The 21,556-nt window shown below is 67.6% G+C and carries 19 protein-coding genes, 1 pseudogene and 1 riboswitch; of the genes and pseudogenes, 8 read left to right on the top strand and 12 right to left on the bottom strand.

Going from position 1 to position 21,556, the window contains the following annotated elements; translation table 11 throughout:
* Positions 1–105 precede the first annotated feature (105 nt).
* A complete protein-coding gene (locus ACM9NP_RS03445) occupies positions 106–1,005 on the top strand; it encodes an SRPBCC domain-containing protein (protein WP_415645076.1) in 900 nt (299 codons plus the stop codon).
* Here ACM9NP_RS03445 and cutA read toward each other — a convergent pair.
* From cutA to ACM9NP_RS03405, 8 genes are all read right to left on the bottom strand, one after another.
* Positions 986–1,330, bottom strand: coding sequence for a divalent-cation tolerance protein CutA (gene cutA, locus ACM9NP_RS03440; RefSeq protein ID WP_415645075.1), 345 nt, complete (start codon positions 1,328–1,330; stop codon positions 986–988). The genes ACM9NP_RS03445 and cutA overlap by 20 nt on opposite strands.
* 21 nt (positions 1,331–1,351) lie before the next feature.
* Positions 1,352–1,927: a 3'-5' exonuclease gene (locus ACM9NP_RS03435; protein ID WP_415645074.1), complete on the bottom strand. Its 576-nt coding sequence runs from the start codon at positions 1,925–1,927 to the stop codon at positions 1,352–1,354.
* Between the two features lie 46 nt (positions 1,928–1,973).
* Positions 1,974–2,828: an alpha/beta hydrolase family protein gene (locus tag ACM9NP_RS03430; protein WP_415645073.1), complete on the bottom strand. Its 855-nt coding sequence runs from the start codon at positions 2,826–2,828 to the stop codon at positions 1,974–1,976.
* A gap of 336 nt (positions 2,829–3,164) precedes the next feature.
* Complete coding sequence (locus ACM9NP_RS03425; protein WP_415645072.1) at positions 3,165–5,933, bottom strand: DUF5682 family protein; 2,769 nt, start codon at positions 5,931–5,933, stop codon at positions 3,165–3,167.
* Positions 5,930–7,042, bottom strand: a complete 1,113-nt coding sequence (locus ACM9NP_RS03420; RefSeq protein ID WP_415645071.1) for an ATP-binding protein — start codon at positions 7,040–7,042, stop codon at positions 5,930–5,932. The genes ACM9NP_RS03425 and ACM9NP_RS03420 overlap by 4 nt, the downstream gene beginning before the upstream one ends.
* Positions 7,043–7,052: 10 nt before the next feature.
* Positions 7,053–8,381, bottom strand: a complete 1,329-nt coding sequence (locus tag ACM9NP_RS03415) for a VWA domain-containing protein (protein WP_415645070.1) — start codon at positions 8,379–8,381, stop codon at positions 7,053–7,055.
* Positions 8,378–9,775, bottom strand: a complete 1,398-nt coding sequence (locus ACM9NP_RS03410; protein ID WP_415645069.1) for a hypothetical protein — start codon at positions 9,773–9,775, stop codon at positions 8,378–8,380. The genes ACM9NP_RS03415 and ACM9NP_RS03410 overlap by 4 nt, the downstream gene beginning before the upstream one ends.
* The gene (locus ACM9NP_RS03405; RefSeq protein WP_415645068.1) at positions 9,775–10,266 is read right to left on the bottom strand and encodes a hypothetical protein; all 492 of its coding nucleotides are present in this window, start codon (positions 10,264–10,266) and stop codon (positions 9,775–9,777) included. The genes ACM9NP_RS03410 and ACM9NP_RS03405 overlap by 1 nt, the downstream gene beginning before the upstream one ends.
* Before the next feature lie 273 nt (positions 10,267–10,539).
* Here ACM9NP_RS03405 and ACM9NP_RS03400 point away from each other — a divergent pair, with 273 nt between their 5' ends.
* The gene (locus ACM9NP_RS03400; protein ID WP_415645067.1) at positions 10,540–11,070 is read left to right on the top strand and encodes a hypothetical protein; all 531 of its coding nucleotides are present in this window, start codon (positions 10,540–10,542) and stop codon (positions 11,068–11,070) included.
* Positions 11,071–11,120: 50 nt separating this feature from the next.
* Here the strand turns inward: ACM9NP_RS03400 and ACM9NP_RS03395 are convergent.
* Positions 11,121–11,473, bottom strand: a pseudogene (locus ACM9NP_RS03395) (acyl-CoA thioesterase); the annotation flags it as partial.
* A gap of 1 nt (position 11,474) precedes the next feature.
* Positions 11,475–11,630: hotdog domain-containing protein (locus ACM9NP_RS03390; RefSeq protein WP_415645102.1), on the bottom strand; the 156-nt coding region annotated here is incomplete at its 3' end.
* Between the two features lie 61 nt (positions 11,631–11,691).
* Positions 11,692–11,866, bottom strand: a riboswitch (cobalamin riboswitch).
* A gap of 163 nt (positions 11,867–12,029) precedes the next feature.
* Here ACM9NP_RS03390 and ACM9NP_RS03385 point away from each other — a divergent pair.
* The 5 genes from ACM9NP_RS03385 to ACM9NP_RS03365 all read left to right on the top strand — a co-directional run bounded on the left by ACM9NP_RS03385 (position 12,030) and on the right by ACM9NP_RS03365 (position 18,628).
* Complete coding sequence (locus tag ACM9NP_RS03385; RefSeq protein WP_415645066.1) at positions 12,030–12,404, top strand: VOC family protein; 375 nt, start codon at positions 12,030–12,032, stop codon at positions 12,402–12,404.
* 998 nt (positions 12,405–13,402) lie between these two features.
* Complete coding sequence (locus tag ACM9NP_RS03380) at positions 13,403–15,532, top strand: M4 family metallopeptidase (RefSeq protein ID WP_415645065.1); 2,130 nt, start codon at positions 13,403–13,405, stop codon at positions 15,530–15,532.
* 43 nt (positions 15,533–15,575) lie between these two features.
* A partial coding sequence (locus ACM9NP_RS03375) for a lysophospholipid acyltransferase family protein (RefSeq protein ID WP_415645064.1) occupies positions 15,576–16,439 on the top strand: 864 nt, incomplete at its 5' end.
* Positions 16,440–16,578: 139 nt separating this feature from the next.
* The gene (locus ACM9NP_RS03370; protein ID WP_415645063.1) at positions 16,579–17,526 is read left to right on the top strand and encodes a hypothetical protein; all 948 of its coding nucleotides are present in this window, start codon (positions 16,579–16,581) and stop codon (positions 17,524–17,526) included.
* A 196-nt stretch (positions 17,527–17,722) separates the two neighbouring features.
* On the top strand, positions 17,723–18,628 hold the full coding sequence (locus ACM9NP_RS03365; RefSeq protein WP_415645062.1) for a zinc metalloprotease: 906 nt from the start codon (positions 17,723–17,725) through the stop codon (positions 18,626–18,628).
* A gap of 54 nt (positions 18,629–18,682) precedes the next feature.
* Here the strand turns inward: ACM9NP_RS03365 and ACM9NP_RS03360 are convergent, their stop codons facing one another.
* Positions 18,683–19,189, bottom strand: a complete 507-nt coding sequence (locus tag ACM9NP_RS03360; RefSeq protein ID WP_415645061.1) for a gluconokinase — start codon at positions 19,187–19,189, stop codon at positions 18,683–18,685.
* A gap of 51 nt (positions 19,190–19,240) precedes the next feature.
* Positions 19,241–20,449 carry a tRNA dihydrouridine synthase DusB gene (gene dusB / locus ACM9NP_RS03355; protein WP_415645060.1) on the bottom strand — a complete coding sequence of 403 codons (1,209 nt, stop codon included), beginning with the start codon at positions 20,447–20,449 and terminating at the stop codon, positions 19,241–19,243.
* 600 nt (positions 20,450–21,049) lie between these two features.
* On the opposite strand from dusB, the gene ACM9NP_RS03350 reads away from it, so the two are divergent.
* Complete coding sequence (locus tag ACM9NP_RS03350) at positions 21,050–21,322, top strand: hypothetical protein (protein WP_415645059.1); 273 nt, start codon at positions 21,050–21,052, stop codon at positions 21,320–21,322.
* The last annotated feature ends 234 nt before the right edge of the window (positions 21,323–21,556 follow it).

Genomic DNA, 21,556 nt, shown 5'->3' with positions numbered 1-21,556 from the left:
GCGCCCACACCGTCGGGGGCGCCCGTTTCGCGTGCTGGGCGTGTCGCCCGGCTCAGGGACATAACGTCGTGATACCCATACCGAGCGCGACACGAGGAGGTAGGGATGGCGACACTTGAACCCGGCGAGGTGTCGGTTCCGCTTTCGATCATTCGCACCTTCGTCGCGCCGCGCGCCGAGGTCTACCGCAATTGGGCGAACACCGAGGACCTCTCCGCCTGGTTCAGCCCCGACGGCTACACGGTGACACGCGGCCGAGTGGAGGCGCGGGCGGACACCACGTGGTACATCGACTCCGAATCGGAGACCGGGCAGAATCGACGCGAATTCGGGCTGTTCCGCGAGACGGTGGACCCGAAACGGCTCATATTCACGCTGACCCAGCAGGACGGCGAGGGGCACTCCGAGCAGCAGACGCTCATCACCGTCGTCTTCGCCGATCAGGGAACGATGACCGAGATGACCTTCATTCAGACCGGACTCCCGGCGTCGACTCGAGACCTGAACGCGCAGGGCTGGACGGAACGCTTCGACAAGCTGGACAGGCATCTTCGTGGCGAGGAACCCTCATCGGACTCCGGCGCGAGCGAGGCGGAGGTTCGCCGCGACCTGAACGAGTTGTTCGAGGACGGCGCGGCGAGGGATCTCGACGCCGTGATGACGAAGTTCTCCGACGACGTCGTGTCGTACGAACCCGAGGTGCCGCTCGTCCACGACGGAACCGACGACCTTCGGGAGGCGCTTCGCCGCGACTTCGACCAGGTCGACGGCGGGTTCCGTTGGGACGTACCGGATCTTCGTGTGGTCGTACGGGACGACATCGCCGTCACGTGGGGCTTGAACCGGACGCGGCACGAGGGGCCCGACGGCGAGACCGTCGAGTCGTGGTCACGGGGAACGCGGGTGTTCCGCCGCGCCGGTGATCGATGGCAGATCATCCATCAACATGTGTCGTTCCCGTTCGACCCCGAGACGGGAACGGCGGTCAGGGATCTGACGCCCTGACGTCTCGCGGGGTCGTCTCACGAGCGATCCAGTCGAGGTAGGCGGGAAGGCCGGCGTCGATCGGCGTCGCGATGATCTCGGGCACGTCATAGTCGTGGAGCCGTTTGATGTGCTCCTCGAGAGTGGCGTACACGGCCGTCTTGAAGGTGACCGTCCATTCCTGTGACGATTGGACGGCGCCCTCCCACCAGTAGGTGCTCGTGACGGGACCGAGGACCTGCGCACAGGCGGCGACCCTGGCCTCGACCGCGCTCCGCGCCAACGCGTCGGCCGCTTCGCGCGAACCGACCGTCGTCACCACCTGCACGAACCCGGTACCTGGCATGGGCGTCTCCTCTCGCCGACGTCACGCGTCGACGATAGCGTCCGCCCCCGAGGTGGGCCAGGCGTCGCGGGCGACGAGGTGCAGGACGAGCGCGGCGATGTTCCACGCGTCGTCGGCCCCATTGTGGTGGCGGCCCTCGAGCGGCAGTCCCGCGGTCTTCAACGCGCCGGCCATCCCCGGGCGACGGGGCAGCGCGAGCGCCTCGGTGAAGACGCGCTTGGCGTTCGTGTGCTCATCTGAGAACGGGTACGGCGCCCGACTGTCGCGAGTTTGCCGGCGGAACTGGTTGCGGTCGTAGTCACCCCAGCTCGCCCACGGCCGATTCCAACCGTCGTGTTCGTCGGCGAGAAGACGACACGCGGCGGTGAACGACATGCCCGCCTCCACATCGGCCTGAGTGTGACCGGTCAGCTCGGTGCAGAACGCGCTGACGGTGGAACGCTGTGGGCGGACCATGATCTGGTGCTTCTCGATCCTCGATCGACTGTCGAGATCCACGACGCACAGTCCGATCTCGATGATCTCGTTCGTCTGGCCCGGTGGGGGGTTGCCGGGCCAGCAGGTGGCCTCGACATCGATCACATTGAGTAGATTCATGCCCGCCACTGTTCCAGCGACCGGGTCGAACCGCACCCTGGTTTTCTCATGACCCCTGCGGGACGAGGGTTCTCGTGAAGAAGGCGACCGCCTCCGTGGCCACGGCGCGACGAACGTCGACGCCGTCAGGATCATCGGCGAGGAACCAATAGTGTTCGACGTCGTCTCCGGCGGAAGATCCATCCACATCAGAGAGATACCGCGCGTAGCGTCGGCCGTTCTCGTCGGCAGGCGTTATGGTGTCGGCGCCGCCCCACCGGACGGCCATCGGGCGGTCGATCGACGCGAGACTGTCCTCGTCGACCATCGGCCCGATACTCGGGCACACGAGGAAGGCCGAACCGACGCGCGCGTCGCGAAGGTCTGCGGAGGCCAGGCCCGCCCAGGTGGCGCGTTCCTCCACCGTCGTCGCGTCGATGATCGCGTCGCGCAGGTCCGGATACTCGGGCACGGGAGGAATGGGGATGTCACCGCCGACGAGAGCGGTGAAACGATCCGGGTGGACGCGGGCGCCGAGCAGCGCGGCCACCGTGTAACCGCCGAGCGAGAAACCGAACGCGCCGACCGGACCCGTCGCGACATCGGCGGAGCGCTCCAGAGCGAAGGACAGGTCGAGCGGACGATCCCACCAGGCCGCGAACGCCTGCGGCGCGTAGCCGTCGATGTAGTTGTTGCCGTGATGGTCGACCCCGATGACGGCGAAACCGGCGTCGACGAACGGCTCCGTGGCCCACCGCATCGTCGTGGCGGAGCCGCCGGTGCCGTGCGAGACGAGGATCGTCGGCGCTCCGGGGAGACGCGTCCGGGGTTCGGTGACGTACACACGGACCGGCCGGGCCGCTTCCTCCGTCCAGTGACGACGCGTGTCGTCGGACCATTCGTGTACCCGTGTCTGCGTCATGGGCGAATGCTAGCGCCGCCTTCCCGGACTGAGACCATGATCTGGAACACTCACGAGAAGCGTTGCGGTGCAGCTAGTAGCGAACATGATGAGCGAAGCCTGTCCACTATGATCAATTCCAGGCCGAGCTCCCGACCACCCAGCGCGGGCGACTCGGGGGCCTCCGGCCTCCTCCCCAAGGTCGACGCTACCCCCACAACGCTGAAGCCACGCTAAAGCCGACTGAAGATCCTTTCAGGATCCCGCCGAGTCCGCGTCCGGACGACCGCACGACGCGAGGCACGGCAACGAATGCCGCGCCTCGCGTCTTCGCGTGTCCGAACGATGATCGGGCGGTCAGCCGACCAGCACCGCCAGGCTCGCCGCCGACTCCGGATGTGCCGCCAGCAGTTCGGTCGACGCCGACCCCATCGGCGCGTCGGCCGACACCGGGGCCCACTCACCCTCACATCCAAGCAGCGTGGACAGAGCATCGGTCGGTTCGCGATGCCTGTCGAGCAGCGCGGCGACGGGGCCGTGTGCCGCCACGTCGACGACGGGCGCCGACGGGGCTGCGAGCCACGGTGGAACCCACGCGTTCAGGGCACCGAGCCTCGCCGGGAAGGTGCGACCCGCCTCGCGGGCCAGTAGCGGCACGAGGTCGGGAGCCTGGTCCTTGAACGTCTTGATGAGTTTCGGAAGCCATGGCAGGAGCACCGTGTCCGGAAGCCGCCCGAACGCCTTGGACAGCAGTTCGACCACAAAGGAGGTGAGCCGGGGGATCGACTCGAGGGTCTGCACGAAGCCGCTCAGGTAGGACGGGAACGAACCGACCACGAGAGGATTCGCCAGCAGACTGTCGCAGCGTTCCCGAAGCTCGACGAGCGTCAACGTGCCGAGTTGGAACTGCGCCGCCCAACGCAGCGCGACCTTCCCCGGAGACTCCGGATGTGACTGCTTCACCGCGAGTTCGAGCTGCGCGCGATCGCAACCGAGAGACAGGGCGAGCGCCTCCATCGTCACGAGGAAGCCGATCATCGCCGCGACCTGGCGGATACCCGTCTGGTCGTCGACGAACGCCGTCGGCAGGAGCGTGCAGTAGTGCGCGTACCCGACCTTGACGAACGACTCCGACCAACCGGGAAGCGTGGTGCCGCGCGTGCGGTAGTACGCGAGCAGCCGCCGGATACGGCGCAGCACCTCGGGCGCGTCGTCGACCGTGCGTTCGGCCGCGAGCAGTTCGACCGCGCGGTTGCCCAGTTCGTCGACGAGGCGCGGGTTGTCGAGGAAGACGATGGCGTCCTCCACGGCGGCCAGCGCGGTCGCCGCCGTCGCCTTGTCGGCCCACGCGACACGACGGAGCCGCTGCTCGAGTACCTGTTCGACGGTGACACCCTCGTAGCCCAGCTCGATGAGCGGTCGAACGTCACGCCCGAGCGAGACGTCCCAGCTCTCCTGGATGGACTTCTCGTCGAGTGTGCAGGCGCCCATGATGTTGCGGACGATGTGACTCGGCAGCAGGTACCGCAACATCCACAACAGCCTCGCGGCGGGCGCGAGCTCCGGACGGGCCGTCAGATCGATGAGGACACGTTGGACGGTCCGTTTGGAGGACTCGATACCGAGTGGCTTCAACCGATCGAAGACGTCACGGGCCAACGGAGGCAGCGCGTCGTACCCGACTCGACCGATCCGGTCCCCACCGAGCAGGATCTCGCACAGGTGGCGGACGTCGCGTCGCCCCGGCACCGTCTCCTTCTCGATGCAGGTGACGGCCGCGTCCTGGAAGTCGTACGGTGTCGGACGCGCCCGGTGTCTCATGCCCGCCAACAGGATCGACGTCTCGAAGACGGCGATCGCGTCGGCGGTGCTGGCGAGGTAGCCGTTCTTTCGGGCGAGCCGCACGATGTCGACGCACCAGCCGAGCAACTCCTCCTCGTCGAGGCCCCGAACGTCCGGCGGTTCGCCGAGGAACCCGGTCAGTTGATCGTCCACCGGCCTTCGCGGGGCGGGCACGACCGCCGTCGAGAGCGTTCCGTTCTTCAGCTTGCTGGTCAACGCGAAGGGCTTGACCCGCGTGCGGGAGCGTGCCTTCTTCCAGGTGGCCGTGGCGATCGACACCGAACCGGGCGCGAGCCCGAACTGCGATTCGATCGCGGAGTGGCTCGACGGGATCAGCCCGTACAGCCACTTCGTCTCCGTGCGCGGTGTGATCGTGAAGGACGTCGGCGGTGCGTCGAGCCCGAACTCGTCCACCCGACTGGACGCGTGGAACGCGCCGCAGACGTACATGCACGAATCCGGGTCGGCGCCGGATTCGGACAGGTGCTCCCGGATTCGCGTCCACATGTACCGTTCACGGTCGAGATCGACCGCGAAACGGCGGCTGTCCGGTGGCGTGAGCCGCCGGAACAGGCTTCCGATCAACGCCATGACCTGGCGGTACGTGGCGTAGTCGGCGCCCACGAGCGGTTGCTCGACGTACTGATCCCACCATTCCGACCAGTGCCGGACCTTGCCGTGATGCAGGAGGTGCTCCTCCAGTTCGGCGAAGCGCGGACGCAGATCGCCGATCTCCACGCCGACGGCGTCACCGTGCAGCGCGGAATCCTCGGGCTCGGTCTTGGTGTCCGGGTCGGCGTCGGGTTCGGTGGACGCCGCCCACTGGAACACGTGGTCGGTGGACCGGTCGACGAGGACCAGCTCGACGCCGGGTGTCTGCAACGCGTAGGCGATCGCCTGGTACTCGGCGGACGCCTCCGTGATCGGCGCGATCACCGACAGCGGCCCGGAACCGGGATCGTGCCCGTCGAGCCTAGAAGCGAACGCCTGCAACGCGACTGGAAGTTCGCAGTTGTGCAGCTCGGCCAGGATCGGCCGCATGTCCTCGCACAGTTCCAGGTAGATGACCGAGGGGGTCTTCTCGCGGAGGCGACGTGCCATCGCCAGCGCGGAGGCCGGCGAGTGGTGGCACACCGGGAAGATCTCCAGGCGTTCGCGCAGGGCACGGTCGACGTCGTCGACGAGGCCCGTGAGGATCTCGGCGAGCGTCTCGTGGGAGTCGGCGAAGGTGGCGGCGGCATCGTCGAGTTGCCGCCGCAACGCGCCGAACGGGTCATTCGTCATGACAACGTCGCGATCGCCTGTCGGCCGCCGTCGAGGAACTCGGTCCAATCTCCACCGTCCTTTTTACTGCGCGGCTCGATCACTCCGTGCAGGTACTTGTTGAGGATCGCGAGGTCCTCGGGGTTGCGACGAGCCAGTGATCCGACGAGCGACCCGGCGAGAGTGCCCGCCTTCAGCACCCTGTCTCCGAAGAAGTTGCTGTGCAGGATCGCGTCCTCCAGAACACCGATCTGCTCGGCCGTCGACAGGGCCGACTCCAGCTTGTCCTCCTCGTTGGTGGCGGACGCGGCGGCCGTGCGCAGGTCCGCGAAGCTCTGCAGCAGGATGTCCAGCAAGGTCGGCGGGACGTCCAGGTCGATGGAGTGACGGCGCAGGAGCTCCGTCGTACGGAAACGGACGATCTCCGTCTCGCTGCGCTTGTTCGTCACCACCGGGATCCGGACGAAGTTGAAGCGGCGCTTCAAGGCCGAGGACAGGTCGTTGACGCCCTTGTCGCGGCTGTTCGCCGTCGCGATGATCGAGAAGCCCGGCTTGGCGAAGACGGTGTTGTCGTCGTCGAGTTCCGGAATGGACACGTACTTCTCGGACAGGATCGAGATCAGCGCGTCCTGAACGTCACTCGTGGAGCGGGTGAGCTCCTCGAAACGGCCGATCATGCCGCGTTCCATCGCCGTCATGATCGGCGACGGGATCATCGAGTCCTTCGACTGGCCCTTGGCGATCACCATGGACACGTTCCACGAGTACTTGATGTGGTCCTCGGTCGTCCCCGCCGTGCCCTGGACCACCAGGGTCGAGTTCCGGCTGATCGCCGCGGACAACAACTCCGCCAGCCAACTCTTGCCCGTGCCCGGGTCACCGATGAGCAGGAGGCCCCGGTCGGACGCGAGCGTGACGATGGCGCGTTCGACGAAACTGCGGTCGCCGAACCACTTCTGCTCGACCTCACGATCGAGACCGTCGGCGCGTTCGGAACCGAGGATGAACAGCCGCACCATACGGGGACTCAACCGCCATGTGAACGGCTTCGCTCCGTCGTCGATGGACTCCAACCAGTCCAGTTCCTCGGCGTACTTCACCTCGGCGGGGGCGCGCAACAGATCATTCATGGACATACTCCTAGGTGAGAAACTTCTTCAGCTCGAACACGAGCTTCTTGACATTGCCCGACAGCACCGGCGTGCCGAGCGCCTTCAGGCGCTCCCGGAACCAGGGGTCGACGATGTTGCTGCCGGAACTGTTGACAGAGCCGACGGGAATGAACTTCACTCCGGACCGGTGGACGGAGGCGATCCCGTCGTACAGCGCCTGCGAACGGTCGAACTCGTAGAAGTCGGAGATCCACACCATCACGGTGTTGCGCGGATCGGTGATCTTCGGTTGAGCCATCGCCATCGCGACGGGGCCGTCGTTGCCGCCACCGAGATTGGTGCGCATCAACGTTTCGAACGGGTCGCTCACCCACGGCGTCAAGTCGATCGCGCGGGTGTCGAAGGCGATCAAATGGACATCCACTTTGGGTAGACCAGTGAAGATGGACGCCAGGATCGTGCAGTTGACCATGGAGTCGACCATCGAACCGGATTGGTCGACGACCACGATCAGTTTCGCCGGGGTCGTCCTCCGCGCGGTTTGCTTGAAGAACAGGCGATCCACATAGAGCCGCTCGTCCTCCGGGCTCCAGTTCGTCAGGTTCTTCCAGATCGTGCGTTGGATGTCGAGATTGCGGAACACGCGTTTCGGCGGGATGGAGTGATCGATCTGCCCGACGCTCGACGACTCGACCTGCGTACGCAGGACCTCGGCGACCTCGTCGATGTAGCGGCGGATCAACGCCTTGGCGTTGGCCAACGCGACACCGGAGAGATTGTGCTTGTCGCGCAGGAGCTGCTCGATGAGCGACATGCTCGGTGTGAGGCTCTTCGCCAACACCGGGTCGGCGAGTACCTCTCGCAGACGCATTCGGGAGATGAGGTCGCCCTCGATCTGTGTCAGCATCCCGCCGACCTCGTCACCGCCGGGATGGTTCTTGAGCTGACCGGGTTCACAACCCAATGCCTTCTCTAGCCAGCCCGCGTCCTTCTGCCAGGTGGACAGCTGGTTGGCGTCGACGTCGCCCGTGCCCGTCGCGAAAACGTTGATCAGCAGTTTCGACACCAGCGCCGCGCGGCGAACCTCGGCGGCCCCGACCGGGGTCTCCTCGTCGTCCTCGGAGGGTTCCAGGTCCATGAGGCCGTCGAACTCGGCCGCGAGTTCGGGGAAGCGCTGTACGACGGTGTCGACGGAGACCTGCGGGTCGAGCAGGACGGTGGGGAGGCCGGCGTCGTCCACGATGTCGACACTCGCGGACTCCAAAGTGGCCTGCTCCTCGCCGGAGAACAGTCGCGACAGCATCCGCCAGTACAGGACTTGGCGCCGGTTCTGCGCGGGGGTGGAGTCGGTGTTCATGTGCGCAGCAGCCTTCCCGCTCGTTCCCGCAGGACTCGCACGGAGTCGTTGCGTTCCAAGGCCTTGGCGACCTTCGGATCGGTCGGACCGGCGGCCCATTCTCCGTTGTGGATGACCGTCGGTTGACGCTTGACGGGTGTGAGGACCGCCAACGGCCGCAGCCGCCACGTCCCCGCGTCCCACCGGAGCAGACCGACGCACGCCGTCGAGGCGGTCACGTGCTTGGCCGTCATCGGACCAGCCGTCGGAAGGTGCGCGATGTCGAGGTCGAGAACGGCGCCGCCCAGGTCGAAGCGGGCCGGTTCGCCCTTGACGGCCTTGTAGGACTCGATGAAGACGGGCTCGGCGATCGCGACCGGGTGACGATCCGCCGGAGAGGCCGCTGGGGCGACCACCTCGCTCAGACACATGCGAGCCGCCGCGATCGGGTCGACTTCCTCACCGAGCGAGACCGCGACGTCGTTCCACGCCAGATCGCCGAGCGGGGTCACGGTCGCGTCGGTCAGTTTGACGGCGCGGCCCTGCGCCAACGCGGCGAGAAGGTTCGGGTGGTCGGCGAGCAGGACCCACATCGCGGGGCCGACGATCGTGTCGACCTTCGGCGCGGTCACCGTGATCCGGACGAGGCGTGCGGCGGAGCCGTCAGCGGGCTCGCACACGCCGTGGACCTGCGCCCCGAACATCGTCGGATGTTCGAAGAGCTCGACGCCGAGGATGAGGAGACGCCCGGAGAGAACCTCGTTCTCGGTGGTGGGGATGTTGTCTCGGGCGAGCAGCTCGGCTCGCGTCCACATGTCGGCCCAGCGCCGCGCCGGTATCTCCTCCATCGCCGCGATCGGCGCGCAGCCGTGCAGCTCGGCGGTGAAGCCGTCCAGGAGGACCGCGAGGCGGCGCCCCTCAGGCTCGGCGAAGAGGCCCTCGATGATCTGGTTGGCCCCCGACAGGGAGGCCTCGTCCACACCGAGGAGGCCCGTCACCGCCAGTTCCGCCAGCCAGGAGCGGGCGGCCCCGCGCAGCGCGGCCGTCGCGGCGCCGCCCTCGGTGACGGCGGGCGGGGGTGAAACGGCTCGGGCGCGGCCGATGGCGCCGTCCATCGCGGAGATCAGTGCGTCGTGAACCGCGCCGAGGAGCGCCGCGCGTGCGGCGGCGAGCGCCACGACGTGCTCATCGGCGAGCGATCCGGCGTTGATCTTCTCGATCGACTCGGCGACGCGGTCGCCGAGGGGGGTCGCGGTGAAGGCCGCGGTGAGAGCCGCCAGCGTGACTTCACGATCGGCGTCGGGGCGCGCGAGGCCCGTGACGAGTATGGCGTCGACGTCCGACACGAGTTTGAGGGCGTCGGTGACGCCGGTCGTTTCGTCGGCGAGCAGTGTGGTCAGTTGGTTGGCGAGCATCAGTGCGCCCCCATCGCGGGGAACCAGTGCAGTTCGGGGAGGGGTTCGGTCGTCACGGGGCGCTCCAGGTAGGTGAGGTGGCGCAGGAAGCGACTGAAGACGAGGGAGGACGGCTGGGGGCTCAGTCCGGCCGACCTCATATAGACGGTGATGCTCTGGTTCGGGTCGGCCTCGATCTTCAGGTAGCGGCTGACGCGATCGAGGCCGTACTGGACGACGGCTTCGGTCAGTAGGGCGTCGATGTGTTTGCAGGAGTGCGAGCCGCTCACGCCGCCGCAGCGCCGGTTGTTGTTCGTGCCGCAGCTGAACGAGAGGCTCTCGGCGGCGACGGAGGAGACGTACACGCGGGCGATGTCGGAGCCGCTGGAGACGACGCCTTGTACCCTGCCGTCCGCCAATTCGACGAACGGTACTTTCGCGAGTTTGCGGGGCGCGACGGGCGACAGTAGCCGAACCTGGCTACGGCGCGTGGTGTCGCTTGCGGGATCCACTGATCGACGACCTCCAAACAGTCGGTTCTCGGCCGCCTACGGCGACCATCCAATAAGGATATACGGGTGGCGTGGCGTGCCCGAGCGCAGCACGAGGCAACGCGAACACGCTGGGATTTTGGGCGCGAATCGCGCCGCAACTCAAACCACCGAGACACATCATGCCCCAGCGGTACGACATCAACGCATTCGAACCTGAAGCGCGCCTTCAGCTTCGAAACGAACGACCATTGTGGATGTCGCGATCGATCCAGAGTAGGTTAGGGTGCCCTAATGAACTTCTCGGTGCTCCTGCCGTTGAGCCTGGCGTACTCGCTCGCGTTCTGCGTCGCGTTCACGATTCTGCTCGTCACGACCGCCCTGATCGCCAACGACGCGTGGGTCCACGACTATCCACGGGCGATCCGGGACCGCTACGGCCCCAAGAGCGAACGCGGCCGGCGCGCCACGGTCGTCGCCGGCGTCGTCCTGCTGTTCGCGACGATCGCGACGCCGCTCATCGCGATGCTCGACCTCGCGGCCCGAACCGGCGCCACGCCGGGCTTCCTCGACGGCGCGATGTTCGGCGTGGTCATGATGCTCGCCTGGATCGTCTACGACCTCGTCGTCCTCGACTGGTTGCTGTTCTGCACGATCCGGCCCCGCTTCCTGGTGTTGCCCGGCACCGAGGACATGCCCGAGTACCGGGACAAGGCCTTCCACGTCAAGGTCATGGTCCCGAAACCGGTGCCGTGGCCGCTGCTGATGATCCCCGGCTACGCGGTCGTGGTCGGCGGCGTCACCTGGATCGCGTCGCTTCTCTGAGAAGACGATGCGGACGTTCGCGCCCCGGTTCGGGCGCGAACGTCCGTGCGTCAGGCCGCCTCCGACTCCTCGCGGAGGGCCGCGCGCAGCGCGAGCCGATGCGAGCGTCGGATCGTCGCCTGTCGATACGAGCGCTCGTCCTCGGTGGTGACGCGGCGCAGCGGCGGCACGTCCCGGGGGCTTCCCAGATCGTCGACGGCGACCATGACCAGCTGAGCGGTGGCGACGGTCGTGGCCGGCACCGATTCGTTCCAGCGATCGGCGGTCACCCGGACGGCGACCTCCATCGAGGTGCGGCCAGTCCAGGTGATGCGGGCGTCGGCGTGCACGACGTCGCCGACCCGGACGGCGACGAGGAACGCGACCTCGTCCATCGACGCGGTCACGGCGGGGCCGCCCGAGTNTCGGGCGGCGACGACTCCCGCGACGGAGTCGATCAGTTTCAGGATCACGCCACCGTGGACGGTCCCCATGAGGTTGGTGTCCTGCGGTCCCATGATGTGCGAGACGGTCAGCGCGGAGTCGGACGGGGGCCGCGCGGCTTCCTTGATGGTTCTCATGACGTTTCTCATCCCTCGATCGAACGGTCGGCCGCGCCGGAGTCGTCCGGTGCGGGGCGCGGCAGGTCTTCGGACTCGCGAGCAGTCGACGCGGGGCGTCGGGGCCTATTGGCCGTCGCTTCCCAGGCGGTCATCGCCCAGTGCTTCATGACGGCGGTCGTTCTCGCTCACCGCTGCGGGGCAGTCCCGGACTTCAACCGGGTTCCCTCCGCCGAATCCACGATGGATTCGGCGACGCCCACCCGGGGGTGGGCGACCAGCGCCGCATGCAGACTACGTCCGGTCCATACCGTGGGCGCCCGACCCGAGCCGGACTGTGACGCCCGCCCGCCTCGGGGCGATCGGCCTCACCGGTTTCGCCGATTGCCCCCGGCCCACCAATGCGGCAAAGTCACATACATGGATCTGTTGTGCACTATGTATCCGGTCGACGATCTGGACGCCGCGGCGGAGCTGTACCTCGCGGTCGGGTTTCGGGATGTGGCACGCCCCGACCAGGACACCATCCTGCTCGCGGGCGGCGAATCACCCTATGTGGAGATCATGTTGGAACGACATCCGGTGGAATCCGCGGCGGGCCCCGGTCCCATCTTCCGCATCCAGGACGTCGCCGCGTTCTGCGCGCTGCACCCGGAGCTGAACTGGATGTTCGGGCCCGTCCGGCTGCCGACCGGCGACTACGCGTTGTTTCGTGACACGACGGGCAACCCGGTGCGGCTCGTGGATTTCAGCGTCGACGGCGGTGGGCGGTACGCCCGATTGTTCAGGCCCTGATCGGGTCACCGAGCGGGACGGTCGCGAAACGGCGGTCGTCCCGCCACACCGAGTCAACGACCAAGCCGAAAGGTGCCCGTCAAGACGACGACGGATCGAGGCACCCGCGAAGTCGACCACGGCCCGTCCGAAGTCGCCGTCGGAAAAGCCGCCGACCGCCACGGCCGCAGGTGATCCGTGACGACGAGACGCGACGGCCCACGTGTCCACCCCGCCGCCCCCTGTGGCGTGCCGCAATCGCCCGATAGCCGACGACATCGCCCATCCTCGAGTCTCCCGACCGGCGTGTTTCGATGCCCCACTGAGGACTCACGCCCGCGAGGGCCCGGTGACCGGCATGAGGTTCCCGTTGCCCCGTCAGGGCCGTTCAAGACCCCTTCCGACGAGAGGGGCTCCTCCGCGAGGATGTACCGCGTTCGCGTTCGGGTTCCCGAACGAGGTCGCCCGCCACCCGAAACCAACCTGGTCCCCCACTCACCGGAGAACTCGACGAAGGAACTCGACGTCGCGTCCGATCGAGTGAACACGGACGCGATCGAGCGCGACCGAAGGACGAGCGGATCCGTGGGCATGGTCCACCCTCGATCCGTTCGCGCGGCGACGATCCGGCACCGACCATCGCCTCCGGATTCATCAGACGCGATTGAATATCCAGAGTATTCATCGTCCACACGGGACGTCGGACGGCTCGAGCGGCGATGACCTGGCCTGTCATGACCTCGCACACACGGTGGCCATTTGCGACATTACAGAGTTCCGAGCCGCAACGCATCGAATCCGTTGACCACTTCGATAGATCCGTTAGGTTTGCCCTTGTCCGAGAGACGTGTGCGAGAACGGCGAATCGAAGCCCTGCCGTCCCGCCGACCGTCGTCATGGTCCCCGGCCCCATGACGGCCGTCTCTCGGACACCTTTCGCCCATCCGCCATGCCTTCCGACCGGGCTCCGCACGGCGCGGTGGCGGCCGCGTCCGTCACTTTCGGAAAGACGACACGTCATGAGACCCACCATCAACGGCGCGCGCCTCGGCGCGTGCGCGTTCGCGGCGGGACTGGTCGCGGCCACCCTGGCAGCACCGGCCGCCGCCGACCCGCCCACCAGCACCGACGACGTCACGGCCCTGGCCGTCGCGGGTGCCCAAGCCCTCATCGCCAGTGACGACTCCCGTCTCGCCCTGTCCGACCGCGACGACACCACGCTCGTCAACGTCACCACCACCCTCGGCCTCACCTTCGCCGAGTACGAGCGCACCCACGCGGGCCTGCCCGTCGTGGGCGGCGATTTCGTGATCGCCACCGACGACACCGGCTCCGTCGCCTACGCCCAGTCGGCGCTCGAGACCGCGCTCGCGCTGGACGATCTGACGCCCGCCATCTCGGCCCGCACCATCTCGTCCCTCATGGACACCGCCGAGTCGCCCCGACTCGTCGTGTACGTCGGAGAGGGAACCCCCACGCTCGCGTGGGAGACCAGCGCCGTCACCCCCAACGAGGACGGCATTCTCGCCGAGGAGCGCCTGTTCGTCGACGCCGACTCCGGAGAGGTCGTCGGAACGATCACCGAGGTCGTCGCCGGCACCGGCAACACCTACTACAACGGACGCGGCGGCACGGTCGACTTCGCGACGACCACGAGCGGCTCGCAGTACGTCATGCGGGACCCGAACCGCCCCGGGGTCTCCTGCGCCCCGAGCAACGGCAGCCCGTACACCGATGCCGATGACGTGTGGGGCAACGGAACCGGAACCGACTTCGTCACCGCGTGCGTCGACGCGATGTACGCGGCCGGTCAGCAGTGGGACATGCTCGCCGAGTGGCTCGACCGCGACGGCATCAACGGCAGCGGCAGCGGCTACCCGATGTACGTGGGCCTGAACATGGTCAACGCCTACTGGACCGGCTCCAGTGCCCACTTCGGACGTTCCTCGGACAGCGCTCGTCAGCTGACCCCGACCGACATCGTCGCGCACGAACTCGGCCACGGCATCTTCCAGAACACGCCCGGCGGATCCGGCGGCGGCAACGAGACCGGCGGTCTCAACGAAGGCGCCGGAGACATCTTCGGAGCGCTCACCGAGTGGTACTCGGCGCAGCCCAACGACGAACCCCACGACCCCGGCGACTACCTCGTCGGTGAGGAAGGCGGCCTGTCCTCGCCCGGCGTTCCGATCCGGAACATGCCCAATCCCGCGGCTCACAGCCACCCGTCGTGCTGGTCGACCAGCATCCCCGGCACCGAGGTGCACGCCGGGGCGGGACCGATCAACCACTGGTTCTACCTCCTCGCGGAGGGAACCGCGGCGGGCGGTCCGGGTGTTCCGGGCAGCACCACCTGCAACGGCACCACGATGCCGGGCATCGGCATCGAGACCGCTGGGAAGGTCTTCATGGGAGCCCTGATGGGCAAGACGTCGTCCTGGACGTACGCGAAGGCCCGCCAGGCGGCCCTGTCGTTCGCCGCGACGACGCCCCTGTTCTCCACCTGCGCGGAGTACAACGCGACGAAGGCCGCGTTCGACGCGGTCAGCGTGCCCACGACCGGGGACCCCGCGTGCAGCAAGGGAGGCGAGCCCGGCGCGCCGAGCGCGTCGTTCACCGTCGACTGCGATGACGCGACGCTGACGTGCACCTTCGACGGAACGGCGTCGACCGGCGAATCCACCGTCACCGCTTGGGCGTGGGACTTCGGCGACGGCTCGACCGGCACCGGCTCGACCGCGACCCACACCTACGCGGCCGGGACGTATACGGCGACGCTCACCGTGACGGACGCAGAAAGCCAGACGGGAACCGCCACGAAGACGGTGACCGTCGGGACCGATCCCGGCCTGTGCGGCGGACACGAGTCGATCAACGCCGGTTCCCTGAGCGCTTCGGGAGACTCCGAGACGTACGCGTACACGGCGGCGGCCGGCGTTCACGAGGGTTGCCTCGACGGCCCGGACGGCGTCGACTTCGACCTGGAACTCCAGAAGCTCAGCGGTTCCAGCTGGGTGACGGTGGCCAGGTCGATCAGCTCCGGACCGGACGAGGACATCACGTACACCGGAACCGCCGGTGAGTACCGCTGGGTCGTCGAGTCGTACCGCGGCACCGGCGACTACACCGCCGGATTCACCAACCCTTAACACACCGTTCGCCCGTCCTGACGGGTGATCGCCGAGGGCCCCNCGCGAATCGCCGAGCGGGGCCCTCGGCACGCCTTCTCCGTTCTCGGCGAGCGCCGTCACATTGCGCGCGTCGGCGCGCGTCGAGTACCGTTCACACCCCCCACGCGAAATCGCCCCCAAGGAGCACCATGCCGCACTGCCCACAGCGGACGATGTCGGGTCGTTCGGCCCGGATGCGGCGCATGTGATGCTGTACTGGCCCATTCGGACGATCCTCCGTCCGCTCGTCCTGCTGTTCTTCCGACCGAGGGTGCGGGGGCTCGACAACGTCCCGCGCCGGGGGCCGGTCATCCTGGCGAGCAATCACCTGTCGGCCCTCGATCCGGTGTTCCTGGCGGTCCTCGTCCCCCGCAGGATCGCGTTCCTGGCGAAGGACGAGTTCTTCAACGGGAAGGGTCTCAAGGGCGCCATCGTGCGTCGGTTCATGTACGCCGTCGGGCAGCTGCCCATCGACCGGTCGGGGGGCACGAGTTCGGCCCGGACGCTCAACGCCGGCGCCACCCACGTCGTCGACGGCAAGGCCCTGGGCATCTATCCCGAGGGCACGCGCAGCCCGGACGGTCGCCTGTATCGGGCGCGCACCGGTATCGCGCGGCTCGCGCTCGACACGGGTGCGCCGGTCGTGCCGCTGGCGATGATCGGGACCGGAGAGATCCTGGAGCGTGGGCGCCTGCTTCCTCGGATGCGGCGGTTCGAACTGCGGGTCGGCACGCCGTTGCGTTTCGAGCGGCCGGACGACGAGCCCACCGCGGCGACGCTGCGGTCCGTCACGGACGAGATCGGCGACGCGATTCACGCGCTCAGCGGGCAGGAGTACGTCGACACGTACGCCTCTCAGGCGCGACGGTCCCGCCCCGCATCCTGACCTCGGTCAGTCATGGGCACCGACATCATCCGACCGTGCCCCATCAGTGACATATCCGTGACCCCACCGCATTGCCGGTGACGTTCGGACCGAATACCGTATTGACGGATAGCAATACGACAATATTCACGGTGGTGTCATGAACGGTCCCGTGCCCGCCATCCGCCCCACCGCGTCCGGCATCGATCGACAGAGACTGGCCGAGGCGCTGCGAACCGGCCCGTTCGAACACGCGCTCCGCGAGGCGATACGCCTCAGTGGACTGACACTGGAGCGTCTGCGACACCACCTCGGCCGCCGGGGAATCAAGGTGAGCGTCTCGGCATTGAGCTACTGGCAACGCGGCGGAAACCGGCCCGAACGACCCGAGTCGCTCCGCGCCCTGCGCGCCATCGAGGACGTTCTCGGACTGCCGGAGAACGCCCTGATCGCGCTGCTCGGACCCCGACGACCGCGCGGGCCGCGCCCGACCGCGGAACTCGCGCCACAGGCGGGAACGCTGTCGACCATCCTCGCCCAGTTCGCGACCGGCGACGCCGCCATCGTCGAACCTTCCCATGGCCTGTCGTGGCAGTGGATTCACGAGCAATGCGTGTTCGACGACGAGGGACGACTGGCGAGATCCCGCAACATCCGGGTCATCCAGTCCAAAACGGACGGACTGTCTCGAACGGTGCTGGTGTTCCGGATGCGCGACGCCACCGTCGATCTGCGCTGCGTGCGGGGAGCGCGAGCCGGACGCAGTCGGCATGACAGCGAAAGCGGCTACGCCGTCTTCGAGCTGCTGTTCGATCACGCCCTGCGCGGCGGCGACACCCTGCCGATCGAGTTCGACCTCGACTTCGGCCCCGGTGACAGGGAACCGTTCATCCACCGCACCTTCCAGGCCCCCGTCCCCGGTTATCTCCTCGAGCTCCAGTTCGATCCGGCCGCGCTCCCCGTGCGCTGTCAGCGCTTCTATCGGGCCGACCGTTCCGCGCCGCCGCACGAGATCGGCGAGCTGTTGCTCGACGCCCGACACCGCGTCCACCTGCTGTCCCAGGGGTGCCAGGCCGGGATCCACGGGGTCCGTTGGGAATGGGACTGAAAGGCTGCGGTCCGGTGGCGGTACCGATCGAGTATATATTGATTTAGCTATATGCCTCCATTAGGATCTCCGTCGGCAGTGGACCTGCCAACCGACGACGCGCTCCCCCGTCACTCCATCCCGACGGCCTCGCGCGTCTCATCCCCTTCAGGAGTCTGCATTGCGAAACCGCCCTCGTCGGCTCATCAAAATGGTCATGGCAATGGGAGCCTGCGCTCTCATCGCGATCGGCTCTCCCGCCGGCGCGAACCCGATGGCCGACGCCGTCACCGCCGATGACTGTCTCCCCGGTTCCGACCTGCGTACCAAGTCCGGCACCGAAGTCCACGACCCGAACGAATTGTCGCCGGCCCAGGCGGTGGCTCGTGAGCGGGAGGTCAACTCCATACTCGCGGGTCTTCCCACCCACCGGACGACGATCCAGGCACAGGTCACCATCCCCGTCGTCTTCCACGTGATCATGGAGAACGACACGCGCGCCGGCGGTAACCTGCCGGACAGCATGATCGACGCTCAGATCCGTGTCCTCAACGAGGCGTACGCGGGTGCAACGGGCGGACCCGACAGTGGGTTCCGCTTCGAGCTGGTCAAGACGACCCGCACCGTCAATCCCGCCTGGTACGGCGTTGGCTACGGCTCCGCCGAAGAGCGCCAGATGAAGTCGGCGCTCCGTGAAGGCGGAAACGACACGCTCAACGTCTACGCCGCCAACATCGGCGACGGTCTCCTCGGTTGGGCGACGTTCCCCCAGCGCAACGCCTCCAGCACCGACGGCGTCGTGATCCTCAACGAGTCGATGCCGACCGGCAGTGCCGCGCCGTACAACCTCGGCGACACCGCGACCCACGAGGTCGGGCACTGGATGAACCTGTACCACACCTTCCAAGGTGGATGCAACGGCAAGGGTGACCACGTCGACGACACGGCTCCCGAGGCGTCCCCCGCCTTCGAATGTCCGACCGGACGCGACTCGTGCACCAAGAAGTCGGGTACCGACCCGATTCACAACTTCATGGACTACACGCACGACAGTTGCATGTTCGAGTTCACCACTGGACAAGTGAGCCGGATGCAGGACGCGTGGACCGCTTACCGCGCATAACGATCAGATGGCGGCCGTCCACTGTGATGGCCGCCATGTCCGTGCCCGCGCCTCCTACAGACCCTCCATGGTGATGATCTCGTCGACGATGACCGGCACGGGCGACTCGGCGGACAACACGAGAACGTCCTCCTCGATCAACGGAACCTCCTCCGCCGCCAACTGCGAGTCCAACATGGATGCCTTCATGAAGTGGCCCTGGCGACCGATGAGCCGGGACGCGATGACGTCGCGCGAGGCCGTCAGGAACGCGATGCGCAGCCACGAGCGGTCCAGCTTCAGCTGGGCGCGATCGACGCGTTTCAGGGCCGAGCAGGCGACGACACCGCTCACGCCCTGGGCGATCCAATCGTCGAGGTGCTGTCCGATCGACCACAGCCACGGACGGCGGTCCGCGTCGTCAAGCGGCTCGCCACGCGACATCTTCGCGATGGAGCGCGACGAGTGCAGGTCGTCGCCGTCCATGAACTCCCAGCCGAGCCGGTGTGCCAGGTGTTGACCGACCGTCGACTTCCCCGTCCCGGCGACACCCGCGACCATGATCACCTGAGGTTCTCCCACGGCATCAGCTTAGGAGCTGGGGAGGCCGCCGTCGGCACCGAACGACACCGATCAACCGCCGGAGTGGTCCAGCTCCGCGCCTTCCGGCACCGCGTCGTCGTCCCGATCGGACAACCACCCGTCCGGCAGCGTGACCCTCTTCGGGCTGTTGGTGCGGCCACGCGGCTGCCCGATCGCGGCCTGCGGGAACGGCTGGGAGCGGTCGAGAAGCGCGAGCAGGTCGTCGAGCTCGGTCAAGGAAGACGCCATGGCGAGGGAACGACGCAGTTCGCCACCTACGGCGAAGCCCTTGAGGTACCAGGCGACGTGCTTGCGGAAATCCGCGACGCCGTGCTGTTCGGCCGACACGTGACGGCGCTTCTCCGGCCGGTCCCGGAACGTCCCGGCGTCATCTCCGGTGCGGGGCAGCGACGCGTCGGAGTACCAGTCGACGAGGAGTTCCGCGTGACGCCGCATGATCGTGGCGACCTCTCCGAGTGAAGGCATGACCCGGGTCGGACGGCCCGCGAACGCGGCGGCGAGATCGGCGAACAACCACGGCCGTCCGAGACAGCCGCGGCCGACGACGACCCCGTCACAGCCGGTCTGCTGGACCATGCGGACCGCGTCGTCGGCCTCCCAGATGTCCCCGTTCCCGAGGACGGGCACGCCGAGGGCCTGTTTGAGGGTCGCGATCGTCTCCCAGTCGGCGGTGCCGGAGTAGCGGTCGGCCGCGGTGCGCGCGTGCAGCGCGACCCAGGCGACGCCCGCGTCCTCGGCGATCCGGCCCGCGTCGAGATACGTGAGGTGGTCGTCGTCGATGCCCTTGCGCATCTTGACCGTGACGGGGATCGATCCGGCGGCGGTGACGGCCGCCGAGACGACCTGCCCGAAGAGCCGCCGCTTCCACGGCAGCGCCGAACCGCCGCCCTTGCGGGTCACCTTCGGGACGCTGCAACCGAAGTTGAGGTCTATGTGGTCGGCGAGGTTCTCCTCCACGACCATCTCGACGGCCTTGCGCACGGTCGCCGGATCGACGCCGTACAACTGAAGGCTCCGACGGTCCTCGTTGGGACCGAAGGCGATCATCCGCAGGGTCTTCGGGTTCCGCTCCACGAGGGCCGCCGTCGTGATCATCTCGCACACGTAGATGCCCGCGCCCTGCTCGGCGCAGAGGCCCCGGAAGGCCACGTTCGTGATGCCCGCCATGGGAGCCAGCACCACGGGCGGGTCGACGGGGGTGTCGCCGAGGGTCAACGTCGATGTCACGTCGTCGAGCATGACATATCGCCGTATGAGCGCATCAGGGCCGAGACCGACGCGGTGGCTCGGCCGGCCGTCGGCGGCACTCGCGTCGTTCGGCGCGGAGCGCGTCGGCGTCCGGCCGGGACGTCACTCCGGCGGAGTCGCATGCGGTGAGCTCGGAGCGGGCACCGTCCGCGACCGCCCTACCGCGCGAAGGGCCGATCGTGGTGGCGATTCGCCGCGGACTCGTCGCTCCCGTCACCTGGACGACCCCGTCGAAGCCGCCGTTCGATCTCGGAGCCGATGGCCCGCCAGCCGAGGTTCGCGGGTGGCGGTCGGTGCGCGCGAGCACGTTGTGGCTGGAGCGCCTGTCGGAACGCCCGGCAGCCACCGATGCGCAATGGAACATCGTGCCGTGATCAGGGAAAACCTTGTGGACTGTCGACATCACGCGCGTGGGGCGTCCGCGAGGTCCGAAAATCCGGTGTCGGCCCCGGCGGTGCCGAGTATCGTGTTCCGAGCGAGCAGGACGCGACGAGGCGACCGAATCACTCGCCTCCAAAGGTGGAAATCTTCACGCCACCGCAACTCCTTACCTGGTTAAGGCGTTGTACTTGCGGAAGGAGTACCCGTCACATGCCACGCTCACGACGCTCGATCGCTCATCCTCCGGTGCTGTCCACCGCCGACCACGCCGTCGCCGAGGCCGAATTCCTCGGGCAGGCGACAGCCGTCGCGGAGGTGATCGCCCGGCAGCCGTTCGAACGGCCCGCGCGCATCCCGGACAGCCCCGCTGCACTGTGGATGTCCGAAGGCAAGAAGCGATTCCAAGTCGACTGCGTCGACGAGGTGCCCGACGCGCTCCGCGACTGGGTCGCCCCGATCGTCGTCGTCACGACCATCGCGTAGCGCGGCCCGGACCGCTCCTGATCACAGATCACGACACGCCTGGATCGAACGCGGACGGCGTTCTTCACTCTCCACAGTGGGTGGGGATGTGCGGCCGGGCGAGACGTCGACGTTCAACGCATCCGCACTCGGCCCAGAACGATGGCCACCGATTGGGCCGGGCCGCGAGAACAAGAAGACCGGGTCGGCCCCGTGTCGTCGACAACGAACGCCGCGCCGAAATGTTCGGAGTGG

This window comes from Stackebrandtia soli (assembly GCF_965137155.1).
In the GTDB taxonomy this organism is placed as follows: Bacteria; Actinomycetota; Actinomycetes; order Mycobacteriales; family Micromonosporaceae; genus Stackebrandtia; species Stackebrandtia soli.
The sequence above is the reverse complement of the archived record's forward strand: the minus strand, read 5'-3'. Positions and strand labels throughout refer to the sequence as shown.